The sequence below is a fragment of the Leptotrichia massiliensis genome (assembly GCF_900104625.1).
Lineage (GTDB): Bacteria > Fusobacteriota > Fusobacteriia > Fusobacteriales > Leptotrichiaceae > Leptotrichia > Leptotrichia massiliensis.
In genome coordinates this window covers 388,308-401,662 of sequence record NZ_FNVZ01000005.1, presented here as the reverse complement: position 1 = coordinate 401,662, position 13,355 = coordinate 388,308, and the positions used below count along the sequence as shown (strand labels likewise).

Genomic DNA, 13,355 nt, shown 5'->3' with positions numbered 1-13,355 from the left:
AATTTATAATCTGTTAAAACTTAAATTATTGATTATATCTATGGAATCTTCTTCAGATACAGTTTTAGTGTTTTCTTTTTTCATCTCATCTTCAAAGTATTTTTCCCTTTTTACAGTACCTTTTTTTAAAGTTGAATCAGTATTACTTTTTTCTTTCAAATTACCAGCTATATCTATCCTATCTTCTTCTGGTATATCGTTATAATTATTATGGTCTGCCACTCTAACTTCCTTTATTTCATTTTCCAAAGATTTCAGTTTTTTTGCAGAACTTCTTTTAAAAGTTAAAACTTCATTACTTTTGTTTTTCAAATTGCCGGCTATATTTATCCTGTCTTCTTCTGGTATATTATAGGTATATGCTGCTGTTTTAACTTCTTTTATTTTCGGTTTATTTTTTATACTTCCTATTCTATATCCTACTCTTATACCAAATGTATCAATTTTAACTTTAGTTTTTATAGGACTGACTGTATCTTTTGGCTGATATTTAAAATTTGACCTTTCGTAAAGGGCTTCTATAGAAACTGGTCCTAATTCTGTACCTAATCCTCCAGCGTAGTAAAGACCGCCACGAAGATCTTTCTTGTTAAAGTTTTCTTCCTTTATTTCACCATGTACATATCCTATTCGTCCAACAGCGTAAATAAGATTATCTCCTTTATTATTTACTAAGTTAATTTTTGTTGTAGCATAAGCGGGATATGTTCTTAAAACATGTTTTTGATTTTTATCATTAAAAAAAGCAGTAATATCATAAAATTTTTGTTCAACGCCTAGACCTAATTCAACAACTCCTTGATTATCAAATAAATATTCCAAGCCAACAACAGGCATTTTTTTTATATCAAAATCAGATTTTGCAGACTGCCATTTATTATTTTTCATTCCTGTTCCTAAAAATTGCTCTGGCTGAACATTATATCTGTTCTTAAAATTATATCCTGCATTTAATCTAAGTTCTCCGCCATTCCATTTTTTTTTCTGAATTTTATCCGTAGTATATTGCATATCTCCTGTTTTAGCAAAAATATCAGTTCTAAAAGGATCAAAAGGTACAGTTTCATTTTTTTTCTTTGGTAAATTTTTTGTATTTCCGATACTATATCCTATTCTTATACCAACAGTATTTATATTGTCTTTCGTCTTTTTAAAATTATTTAGAGTACTTATATTATTTCTATTTATATTACCTAAATTTACTTTGTCATATCGTAAATTTGATCTTTCATACAATGCTTCAATTGAAATGGGACCAACTTGAGTACCTAGACCACCAGCATAATAAAGACCACCACGAAAATTTTTATCGTTCAAATCTTCTTTGTTGTCTCTTCCAGCTTTAGCCTGAGCATACCCTGCTCTTCCGATAAGATACATCAGATCATTTCCTTTTTTAGAAGTTATTAAATTATATTTACTTGTTAAGTACATCGGTGTTATTTCATACATTTTCATTTCATTTTTATCTTTTAAAGATGAAGATTTTACAGAAAACTTATGTTCTGCACCAATTCCTAATTCAAACCTTCCCTGATTGTCAAACAGCCACTCTATTCCTGCAACGGGACCATTTTTAAATTTATAGTCATAAATAGTATTCGACAAACCTTTCTGATGTTTAGTTAAATCATTTTTATATGCCCTGTCAAAGTCCCAGCCCCCATTTATCTTTATTTCCTGAGCCATTGCAGTTGCTGCTGACAGCATCATTGTACTTAAAATATGTAATTTTTTCATAATTCTGTTCTCCCTTAATTTTGCAAATCTCTTTTTTATAATTTAATATCCGAACATTTAGAAAAAATTATAAAAAAATAAAAATTATTATGTTTTGACTAAAATATACCTTTCTTACTAAGTACATTTTACTAAATTTCTTAGAATTTTTCAATAAAAAAAATATCATTTTTAAGTTTTTTATATATTAACACTGTCGATTTTATTGATATTTGAACTTTTATAAGGTATTGTTATTACAGATAGTCCGTGAAAGAAAGAGGAAGGCGATTTATACTATGATTCCAGAAAATATTAAAAAAATTACCTTTTAAGGCTTTAAAGAAGAAAATTGAAAGAAATAGAAAAAATTAAAAATTATTAGAATAAAAAAGTGATACTGATAGATTTTATAAAAAAAATTTACAATATCACTTTTTATTTTTAAAATTATTATAATCTATAGTAAAATTTCTTTAAAACCGAACTAAAAAACTATAACTATTTTACTCAATCCCTAAATTTATATAATTAATTTTAAATAGGTTTGAATGTATAGCTAAATTCCAATAAAAATTTCCACTATATTTCTTATTTTCTGTAATACAGTCTGTTTTTTTGCCTCTCTTGCTCCCTTTCTACGTGAAGTTGGTGGCAGTATGCTGTCTAATTCTGCTCCGGCATTGGAGTGTCCCCAAAACTTTAGACTATTTTTTATTTCACTCATTTATCCACTTAAAATAATATTATTTTTGTAAATACATTATATTTATTTTATAAAAAATTGTCAAACAATATGTTTGTTTTTACATCTTTTCTGAAAAAAAAGAAGTACCATTTCTGATACTTCTCTATTTCCTAAAAACTCACTTCAAAAAATATTTTAAAGTTTTATTCAATTCCTAATTTATTTCTTCACATCGTAAATCAATTTTTCCCCATCGCTATCCAGCACAACTGTACTATTTTCAGGTACTTCGTTGCTCAAAATCATTTTTGATAAGTTAGTTTCTATATCTTTTTGAACAAAACGTTTTAGAGGTCTTGCTCCATAAGCTGGGTCATAAGCCTCATTTACAATATAATCTAGAGCTTTGTCTGTAAATTCAATTTTTATATATTGTTCTTTTAATTTATCATTTATTTCATCAAGGATAAGCGAGATAATATTTTTCACACTTTCTTTTCCTAATGCTTTAAATACGATAATATCGTCAATTCTGTTCAAGAATTCTGGCTTGAATCTATGTTTCATTTCATTTAATACAGCTTCTTTTGTTGGCTCGGAAACTTGCGGATCTTCCAATATAATTTCACTTCCGATATTTGAAGTCATAATGATAATTGTATTCTTAAAGTCTACAACTTTCCCTTTACCATCTGTAAGCCTTCCATCGTCAAGTAGCTGCAACAGAATATTAAATACATCTGGATGAGCCTTTTCAATTTCGTCAAACAGGATTACTGAATAAGGTTTTCTTCTCACAGCTTCTGTCAACTGACCACCTTCTTCATATCCTACATACCCTGGAGGCGCTCCGATTAATCTTGTGGTGCTAAATTTATCCATGTATTCACTCATGTCAATTCTAATAATATTGCTTTCATCGTCAAACAGGTTAAATGCAAGAGTTTTTGTCAAATAAGTCTTACCTACCCCTGTTGGTCCTAAGAAAATAAATGAACCAATTGGACGGTTTGGATCTTTTAATCCAGCACGTGAACGAATTATTGTGTCACTTATTGTTGTGATTGCTTCATCTTGTCCGATTACTCTTTTCATCATTTGTTCTGCAAGGTGTAAGATTTTTTCACGCTCTCCCTGTAACAATTTTGAAACTGGTATCCCAGTCCATTTTCCAACAATTTCTGCTATTTCTTCACTGTCAATTTCCTGTTTTAATAATTTATTTGTATCTGGATTTTGATTTTTGGCTTTTTCTTCTTCATCTGCCCTTTGTTTTTCCAGTGCTGGCAATTTACCGTATTGCAGTTCTGCCAGTTTGTTGTAGTCATTTTTTCTTTGCGCATCGGCAATTTGAAGTTTAACTTTTTCAATTTCTGTATTAATATTTTGTATTTTTTCAACTTCCTGCTTTTCACTTTCCCATTGTGCCTTAAACGCAGCCTTTTTCTCATTAAGTTCTGCCAATTCTTTTTCCAATGTAACAAGTCTATCCTTAGAAGCCTGATCTTTTTCCTTCTCAAGTGCCACTTTTTCAATTTCAAGCTGCATAACACGTCTTGTCACTTCGTCAAGCTCTGTCGGCATTGAATTAATTTCAGTCTTTACTTTTGCAGCTGCCTCATCAATCAAGTCTATCGCTTTATCTGGTAAAAATCTGTCATTTATATATCTGTCACTCATTGTAGCCGCAGTAACTATAGCATTATCCGTAATTCTGATTCCATGGAAAATTTCAAATTTTTCTTTCAATCCACGTAAAATTGAAATAGTATCTTCCACAGTCGGCTCATCTACCATTACAGGCTGAAATCTACGCTCAAGTGCCGCATCCTTTTCGATATATTTTCTATATTCATCAATCGTAGTAGCTCCAATAACCTTTATTTCCCCACGTGCAAGCATTGGCTTCAAAAGGTTTCCAGCATCCATAGATCCTTCTGTTTTTCCTGCTCCTACAATATTATGTACTTCATCAATGAAAAGTATTATTCTTCCTTCACTTTTTTCAATTTCTTCCAATACCGCTTTTAATCTTTCCTCAAATTCCCCACGATATTTCGCCCCTGCAATCAAGGCACCCATATCAAGTGAGAAAATTGTTTTATCCTTCAAGTTTTCAGGCACATCGCCCTTCAATATTCTTTGTGCAATCCCTTCTGCAATGGCTGTTTTCCCAACTCCAGGCTCTCCAATCAGAATCGGATTGTTTTTATTTCTTCTTGATAAAATCTGTATAGCCCGTCGTATTTCATTATCTCTTCCAATAATTGGATCAAGTTTACCTTTTCGAGCCAGTTCAACGAGATCTTTTCCAAATTTATCTAATGCTTCGTATGTACTTTCTGGATTATCTGTCATAATTTTTCTACCTCCTCTTACATTTTCAAGTACAGTTTCAAACTGTTTCTTGTTTATTCCGTAATCTTTCAAAAAACTGTTATTATCATAACTTGCCAAAAACAAATGTTCTGTACTAATATAGCTGTCTCCCATTTTCTTTGCAGTATCTCTTGCTCCAACGAGAACTCTATTTAATTCACTATTCGCTCTTGGCTCGCTATTTCCACCTTCAATCTTAGGAAAACTTTCTAGTTTGCTCTCAATCTTCCTAATCATATCAGTCGTATCAATTCCCATTTTCTTAAGCACGCTAGGAATCAATCCATCCATCTGCCCCACAAGTGCAAGCATTAAATGTTCCACCTTTATATCAGAATGTCTGTATCTAATCGCAAAGTTATTAGCCTCTGAAATAGCCTCAAAACTTTTTTGCGTAAAGTTCTGTTCCATATCCATCACCTTTTTCTTTTTAAATTTTTCTAATTAAAATTATTTTTATTTTATTAGCACTCTTCTTCTATGATTGCTAACAAATATAATATATCACTATTTAATATTTTTGTCAACATTTTTTTAAATTTTTTTTACATTTTACTCAAAAATTTAGTTATATATTCAGCAAAGGCTTTAATTAAAGTATTTGGAGCCTAAAAAATATTTTTAAAATTTATAATAATAAAAAATTATAGCTAAATTATTAGCTATCTGAACTTTTTCGTATAGCAAATTATATAAATTTGCTTTATAATTGTTACATAGTATACTATATTTGAAAAAGACGGTTTTATGCACAAATTAATTTACAAATTGATGATACCATCAAGAAAAATGCTGAACAGGCATACTCTGACATGGGATTTTCTTTATCAGCCACTATAAAAAAATTAGGTTCTGAAAGACGTATACCATTTGAAATAAGCGCAGATTCATTTTATAGCAAACAAAATATGGAACATCTAAATCAATCAATCCAAAATGTAAAAGAGGGAAAAACTACATTAAAAGAACACGAATTAATTGAGGTGGAATAGTGAAAAAAGTATGGTCTGATGAAGCATGGGAAGAATATCTCTATTGGCAAACTCAGGACCAAAAAATTATAAGAAAAATAAATAATTTAATTAAAGATATAGACAGGAAAATACTCCATATTTACGTAAAAAATTACAAATTTTGAATATGATTGCCACTTATTTACATTATTCTGATAAAATTATTTTGTATTCTTTTTATTTTTTGTTAAATATAATATTTGCAATATTAAACAAAGAATTAAACTCAATACCCAAAAAATTCTTTTCTTTTTTATTCTTTTTTCGATATTCTTTGCGTATTTTATATCTTTTTCACTCTTCAGCTTACCCTGTGTAAGTTCACATGCGTCTCTATACCAATTTGACAATTCTCTATCCGTCCCAAACTTATCTACAAAAAATCTAGGATTTTTTAAACTTAATTTTTTTAAATTAAATTTTCTCATTATTTCTTCTTTTGTCAAATGATATTTGGTCTCATTTGAAGTTACATAAAAATATCCTGAATGTTTATTTACATATTCTTCCACTACCAATCCATCTCCATTTGGTGGATTGCTAGCATAAGCTGGACTTTCTTTTATAATTTCATCAAAAGAGTAAACATATCCTATCCACACATCTCCTTTTTTCATCAATCCTTTCACATACGCTCTTCCTACATCATCCTGCTCTTCCCCGCCAAAATTAATATTAAATAATAAGTCATTTTTATCTTTAACAAGCGAATCAATTGTATTAAATATCAGCCTTCTATAAATTTTTTTATTGTGCAAAGACAAACTCATATTTTCAGTTATTGGAAATCTATAAAAATGCCAAATCGTAATCCACAATAAAATTATATTTATTCCTAAAAATACTTTTTTCATAATATCTTCTCCTAAAAAATATGTAATAATTTCTATTTATACTATTCCCCATTTAGATAGCAAATGTTTAATAAATATTTTTTATAATCCTATGTTTTTTCTTTTTATATAAGCAAGGAAAATCACGATATTCTATATTAAATTATAAGGATTATTATACAAAAAGGGCATGACGTCTGATCCCCTTACGTTAAAAAAAATATATAAATAAAATAAGAAAAAACATTTATTAATCATTTCAATAATTTATTCATAAATCTCTAAAAATCATAAAAACAAAATATACTTATTTTCTAAAAAAGAACAGCAAAACCTAAGTTCCGCTGCCCTCTCTTTCTTTATTCTGTCTTCTGTCTTTGTTCTAGTAAATAGCTCTAAATCCTATTCCTGCCCTTACGTTATTTCCTTTAGTGTCATATCCTCCATTTACTGTAACTCCGAATCTTGTGTTATCCACTCCAATATTTAAGTCAAACTTACCATTCCCTCGTCTATCCTCTTTTTCTCCTCTGATTCCAAACCAGTCTGCTGTCGTATATCTTACTCTTCCCTTATTGTTCACATCTCCAACTTTTCCTAGCTCATTTTCATACGCAGCTGTTACTCCTACTGTTAAGTTTGTTCTTACTGCAAGTGGCTGTACATATCTGAATTCCATTCCAACTTCAGGTTTAACTGAGAAATAGTCGTTTCCTTTTACTTCCAGTCTCATTTCCCCTCTATCTTCTTTGATGTCATTGAATTTACCATATTCCATCTTCAACGCTCCATATGGACGTAAATGTGTTCTTTCACTCATTCTAATGTCATATCCTAAATCTGTTTTAAGTGCTGCACCATAAGAATGATAGTCTGATTTAGCCTGGAACACTTCATCTACAACCAAGTATCTACGTTTCATTGCATTAATACCTACAAATGCATCTCCACCAATTGTCCATTGCAATGCTCCATTATGGTCTCCTTTTGGTGACATAGTTTTAAATACTCCTGCTTTAAGTATTGTCTGATCTTCTCTTGAGCTTCCAATATCCTTGAACTTAAATCTATTTGTTACTGCTCCTGCATACCATCCGCTTGAGTTACCCATCTTAATCTTTTCATCTTCATGAACATAAGCTACACCATAGGCATTGCTTGTATAGTTGATGATTCCTGCTGTATCAGTGTTGTATTCATCTCTCATACCAAACACTTTAATCTTGTTGTTTTGTTTAGATGGATTTCTCCAGTTGTGTTTTAAGTATTTAAACTCTTTGTCAAGTAAGTTTCCTGTAGCATTGATTCTTTGCTGTAAGTTTCCATACTGATGTCCCATCATTTCATCAAATGCTTGATACAACAATACTTCTTCGTTGTTTCCAATTCCATTCAGTTTTGTAAATATTAATCTTTCCCTAGTTCCTAAATCTTTTACTCCATATCTTTGCTCCAATCCATCTGCAAAGTTATATGTGTCTAAACTGTTTATTGGTGTTGCTTTTCTTCCAGCCCATTCTGTGTACGGCACTTTTGCCATGTATAGGCTTGTTATTGAACCATCATTTGGATCCAGTGTTGGAGTTGCAATCCATCCTATTGATCCTGAATACACATTCCATTTAATGTTTGGATTACTTAGCATTGCTGTTTTATACGGATTTATTATATTAGGGTCATTTACTAATATATATTTACTGTTTGTTGATTCAGCTGCCTCATTACCAATGATTAAATCTGCTTCACTTGTCAAGTTTTGCAGTCCATCTATTGATCTTGTGTAGTTAACTCCTGATGTATTTACATATAGACCAATACTTGAAGCTGATACTGATATTGGATTTCTTCCTGTCGTATTTACAACTGTCGGTATTTGTGGTACTCCATTTACAGTAATTGTCGCAGTAGGTGCTCCTGCAGGTGCATCAATTGCTACTCCTCCTATTCCTTTTCCTGTGTCAGGAACTGTAAATTCATATATCAGTTTACCATCTATCTCACTGTTATTTGTTTTAGAAACACCATTTACTGTTATAGTTCCGTAGTTTTCTACTATTCCTCCTTTTAAGTAGACTCCTACACCGTTCTTGGCATTTATATTAATTGATGCTCCAGGATTATTTATCAGTTTAGAATCTTTTCCTAGATATACTCCAACCGTATTCGTATAAGTTCCTGAACCTGTTGTAATATTTTTGTTATTTATTGCTGTCGCTCCATTGTCAGCATAAATACCTGTTGTGTTACTTTCGTTCAAGAAAATATCCCCATTATTTGTCGCAGTACTTCCTGCTCCACTTGCATACATTCCTATACTGTATTTACCATTTACATTAATTGTTCCCTTGTTCACAATGTTTCCTGTATCAATCGTATCATATCCTGCTCCCATACCTATTGAGTAAAGGCTGCTTGTAACATCAGATGGTCCTACAGTGATTGTTGCATTATTTGTTGCAGTTCCTCCTTTAATACTGTAAATTGCCACACTTCCTTTTCCACTCGACAAGTCAATATTTCCATTATTTGTTACTGTACCTGCTGAATAGATTCCATAGTTCTGTTCTCCAGTAGAAGTTATGTTTGTAAAGTTTGTTACTGTACCTGCTTTATCATTTGAATACATGTACACATTATTGTCTCCAAGTCCTACATTTGAAATACTTGAAGTTATTGTATTTCCAGTTCCAACGTTTACAAATCCAAATGAATTATTTCCAATGTTAAATGATGTACCACTATTTGTAACTGTTTGTCCACTTCCTACTGTATAAACTCCAACTGCCTCATCAGTTCCAGTTGTAATTGTTCCTCCTGTCAGATTAACATTTCCACTTTGAGAATAAATTCCAATTGCTGCATTTCCTATCTTCAAGTCACCTGAATTTTCTACAGCATGTCCATATATTCCAATTGTGTTGTTTCCAGACTCTATTTTACCTGTATTTTGTAATATTACAGTGTTATGATCCGTATAAAGTCCAACGTTAGGACTCGTAATTGATGCTGAATCTCCCAATGTAATTGTTCCACTGTTCTTAGCCGTGTATCCAGGCGTACCTGTTGCATACATTGCTGTATTTCTGTCACCTGTCATTGTGATTTTACCTGTATTTTCAAGAACTGTTCCTGGAGTAAGTGCTGCATCTGGTTTGTAAGATATTGCAACCGAATCATTTCCTGCTGATTCTATCTCTCCTGTATTTTTTATTGTTTGCGTATTAGATCCTTCAGAGTACAGTCCAGTTGAATTTGAACCTATCGTAATTTTACCTGCATTTTCAATTAGTGAGTCTTGAATTCCATAAATGGCAGTTGATTTGTCACCCATTGTCATAACACCTGTTGCTTTGTTATACAATTCTCCGTATTTAGCGTAAATTCCTGTAGATCCTGTACCACTTAAGTTAATTGTTCCTTCATTTGACAATGTAACTTTGTTTCTCGCATACAGTGTACTATCATTTTCTTGAGCCATTGCAACCTGATCAGCTTTTGTTCCTGTGATAGTCTTAGTATTCGCATTTGTTATTGATGAATTTGAAATTTCAAGCTGATTGTATGCATCGTTAGCATTATCTAGGTTTACATCCTGATTAATTGTCAATTTACTCAAATATAGCATAAATGTCTTATAGTCAGTTCCATTTATATTTGCTCCTGTAGCCTTTGAAACAGCATCTCCTGTTGTATCAGATAAATCCATTCCAACATTTTGAGCAATAAATAGTCTTGAACCTTTATTCATATTCAATGTTAAATTTCCTAAAGTTGTCTTTGTCCCATCTCCAAAGTTATTCTTTGCCCATCCTTGAATTTGAGATTTTCCAAAGTCTCCACCATTTCCTACATAGAAGAAGGCATTACCTCTTTCATTAGGAGTTGTCCCACCTTCAATAGTTGCTGTCATAGTTCCATCTATAGAAACCTTTCCAGACCCATCTTGCCCTAGATAGAACAGCAATGATTTCTGTCCTGTAGTTGCAGTTCCTGTACCTTTTAAAGTAATTTTACCTTTGTCAGCATCATAGTTTACTGCACCTTCAGATGCTTTTACATTATGATCTCCAACTTCAAGTTCAGCTCCTTCTCCAGAGTACAGCCCTATTGATTCTGCACCTTTTACATCAGCAACTACATTTACATTGTTGCTTCCGCTACTTACAAGTTTTGAATTCTTACCTACAACAATACCGTATGAACCTTGTTTTTTCTTATCTGTACCATCTAAGTATTCATAAACTCCAGCAGCAGCTGAACTTCCATTATTCACTGTTATAGTTCCAGTCGATGTAGCTGTTACAACAGCAGTATGTGTAGTTGTATTGTTCCCTATAACTAATCCTGAAACTCCGTCACCTTGAACAGTTGTAGCACCACCATAGTTCAAAGTTCCATCTTTAACCAATACACCTGTTGATTTGTTTCCTGTTGCAGTAACATTACTTGTTGAAGCAAGTGTTCCTGATGGATTATTTCCGCTATTTGTATTTTTTTCAAGATAAATTCCAACATTATTTGAAGCATCTGTAGTAGTACCTTTCAAGCTAACTGTTCCTTTATTGTCAAGGTTTCCACCACTAGTTGCTATCCCAATACCGTTAATAATTGTCTTGCTCGCAGTAGTTCCAATTGTTTTACTAGCATTATTTACAACATTCGCATCTGTTCCAATCATCCCTATTGATGAATCACCGTCTAAATTAATTGTTCCATTATTTATTGCTTCAGGTGTACCAGGCGAATCTGTTGCAAACGAACCTTTGTCCACTCTCATTGCAATATTTTGTGTATTTTTTGCACTGCTAACTGTAATCGTTCCATTTGCATCATTTGTTATATCATCAGCAGCACTTACAATTAAAACCATACCTGTGTTACCTTTACCACCAGATACATTTATTGCTCCATTATTCTTAACTTTTCCTGTATATGCTCTTATCGATCTTCCAGCAGTAAAATTTCGATTTTCTATAACTGCAATTCCTGATGATAACGAGTTTACTGGTTGATTTTTAGAATCTACTACATTTCCACTTACATTGATTGTCCCTTTATTTTCCATTGTACTGCTATTTGATACACGAGTAGACCATTTCATACCGTAACTTTCTTTTCCACCCATAGTTATAGTTCCACCTGTATCATTAAGAACCACAACATTAGGAGAATAAGTAGTACCATTATCGTAAGGAGCAAATATCTGAATTCCTATTGAATTTTCACCTTGAAAGTTTATTGTTCCAGTACCAGAATTGATTAAATTATAAATATCATATTGTTGTTCATCTTCACGAGTTAATATTAACCCTATTTTATATCCAGTATAACCATTAGAATCTCTTGTTACTGTTATTCCATTATTTCCTGTAAGAGTCTCACTCTTATTTATTGCAAGAACACCATTTAAAGCTGTTGAAGTTGTTTCGCCTGCATCTGTTATAGTTCCTGCATTTGTTAATCCTCTATTATCAGCAGTATTGTTATTACCACTTCCAAGATTATCTGTCTGTGCTTCAAATCCTACTGTTAACGGACCTTCCAGATTTATTGTTGCAGCATTTGTAAGAGTTGAGCCTGCTGATGCGTTATCCAATGTTGCTATTCTTGAACCTCCTACTAAGAAAATTTGCCTGTTATCACTAGATAATGAAGTATCACTTGTTACCGGATTTATAGAAGACATAGTTAAATTAGTATTTAATGTATAACTACTATCACTATCAAAATATGATTTTAATAAAATAGATGGATTCATAGTTCCTCTACGTGAATCACTCCAAGAATATCTTAGTGAAGGTTGTCCATCAACAAGTGCACTTGATATAGTTCCACCACTTACTGATCTAGCATAACCTTGATATGTGGCATTGTATGGTCCTCCATTTGTACCTATACTACCGCAACCTACCATATTATTACAATAAGCCCCTAACTGTATATTAAAAGTTGGTGGTGGCGGTAATTCTGGTAATGTTGGCACACTTATCACAGGTGTAGGCGGTGTAAAGCTAATTGCCTCTGGCAAAGTAGGAATAACAGCTGTTTTATCAGCTATTGTAATTGCTGATTTATTTATACTTCTTGGACGTATCCCAGCATTTACTTCAAATGGTATAATTGGCTCTCTTACTGGTTTGAAACTTGCTATACCGTATCCATCAGCTGAACCTGAAGCAAAGTTTGGTCTTCTATTTCTACTTAACAATCCATAATTTTCACTATCTGGTGAGATTGTTCTTTCATAAATATTTGAACTTCTTTCAAATACTCCTTCATATGGATATTTTAGTTTCTTATCTCCACGTCCTTTATATGTTCCATTCCAATTATTATTAAAATAGTTTATTCCATACTGCCAGCTACTCCAAGGTGCTTTGACTACGTGATCTCCTTGTTCCATTAATTGAATCAGTTCAAGATTTGTATTTTTTAATAATTTGTCATTTTCTTTTCGTGTCGCTTTAACTTGCTGATATAAATTTTTTATTGACGTAGAAATTGTTTGTCTTTGATTCTCAATATTTGCGTCTTTTGGAGCTGAGAATAGATTATTTGTTGCGAAAAGCATTCCTGTTATTAGGAATGTTATTAATAAACTTTCAGTATAATGTACATCCTTACATCTTTTTGCATAGGAACGTAAATCCTGCTTTATTTTTCTGATGTTATTTGTCATTTTAACACATCTCCTTGTAAGAAAATTTTTTGTGATAATTAAAT

General features: G+C 31.9%; 6 protein-coding genes and 1 pseudogene. 2 read left to right on the top strand and 5 right to left on the bottom strand.

Going from position 1 to position 13,355, the window contains the following annotated elements; all coding sequences use genetic code 11:
* Positions 1–3: 3 nt before the first annotated feature.
* The 3 genes from BQ5344_RS05820 to clpB all read right to left on the bottom strand — a co-directional run bounded on the left by BQ5344_RS05820 (position 4) and on the right by clpB (position 5,197).
* A complete protein-coding gene (locus tag BQ5344_RS05820) occupies positions 4–1,740 on the bottom strand; it encodes a hypothetical protein (RefSeq protein ID WP_071124536.1) in 1,737 nt (578 codons plus the stop codon).
* A 538-nt stretch (positions 1,741–2,278) separates the two neighbouring features.
* Positions 2,279–2,446, bottom strand: a complete 168-nt coding sequence (locus BQ5344_RS12085) for a hypothetical protein (RefSeq protein WP_021770140.1) — start codon at positions 2,444–2,446, stop codon at positions 2,279–2,281.
* A gap of 180 nt (positions 2,447–2,626) precedes the next feature.
* Positions 2,627–5,197, bottom strand: a complete 2,571-nt coding sequence (clpB, locus tag BQ5344_RS05815; protein WP_071124535.1) for an ATP-dependent chaperone ClpB — start codon at positions 5,195–5,197, stop codon at positions 2,627–2,629.
* Positions 5,198–5,541: 344 nt separating this feature from the next.
* Between clpB and BQ5344_RS05810 the strand changes: the two genes are divergently transcribed.
* Both BQ5344_RS05810 and BQ5344_RS05805 read left to right on the top strand, forming a co-directional pair.
* Positions 5,542–5,778: a type II toxin-antitoxin system RelB/DinJ family antitoxin gene (locus BQ5344_RS05810; RefSeq protein ID WP_071124534.1), complete on the top strand. Its 237-nt coding sequence runs from the start codon at positions 5,542–5,544 to the stop codon at positions 5,776–5,778.
* Positions 5,778–5,885: pseudogene (locus BQ5344_RS05805) on the top strand (type II toxin-antitoxin system YoeB family toxin); the annotation flags it as partial. The gene BQ5344_RS05810 and the pseudogene BQ5344_RS05805, both read left to right, overlap by 1 nt.
* Positions 5,886–5,960: 75 nt before the next feature.
* On the opposite strand, the gene BQ5344_RS05800 reads toward BQ5344_RS05805, so the two are convergent.
* Together BQ5344_RS05800 and BQ5344_RS05795 are read right to left on the bottom strand one after the other, a co-directional pair.
* Positions 5,961–6,653 (bottom strand): hypothetical protein, encoded by a 693-nt coding sequence (locus tag BQ5344_RS05800; protein ID WP_071124532.1) that lies wholly within the window; start codon positions 6,651–6,653, stop codon positions 5,961–5,963.
* A 361-nt stretch (positions 6,654–7,014) separates the two neighbouring features.
* Positions 7,015–13,311, bottom strand: coding sequence for an autotransporter-associated N-terminal domain-containing protein (locus BQ5344_RS05795; RefSeq protein WP_071124531.1), 6,297 nt, complete (start codon positions 13,309–13,311; stop codon positions 7,015–7,017).
* Between the last annotated feature and the right edge of the window lie 44 nt (positions 13,312–13,355).

Bases quoted from the DNA above. Each gene is read 5' to 3' on its own strand.
- BQ5344_RS05820 (WP_071124536.1), bottom strand. From the start codon at position 1,740: ATGAAAAAATTACATATTTTAAGTACAATGATGCTGTCAGCAGCAACT.
- BQ5344_RS12085 (WP_021770140.1), bottom strand. From the start codon at position 2,446: ATGAGTGAAATAAAAAATAGTCTAAAGTTTTGGGGACACTCCAATGCC.
- clpB (WP_071124535.1), bottom strand. From the start codon at position 5,197: ATGGAACAGAACTTTACGCAAAAAAGTTTTGAGGCTATTTCAGAGGCT.
- BQ5344_RS05800 (WP_071124532.1), bottom strand. From the start codon at position 6,653: ATGAAAAAAGTATTTTTAGGAATAAATATAATTTTATTGTGGATTACG.
- BQ5344_RS05795 (WP_071124531.1), bottom strand. From the start codon at position 13,311: ATGACAAATAACATCAGAAAAATAAAGCAGGATTTACGTTCCTATGCA.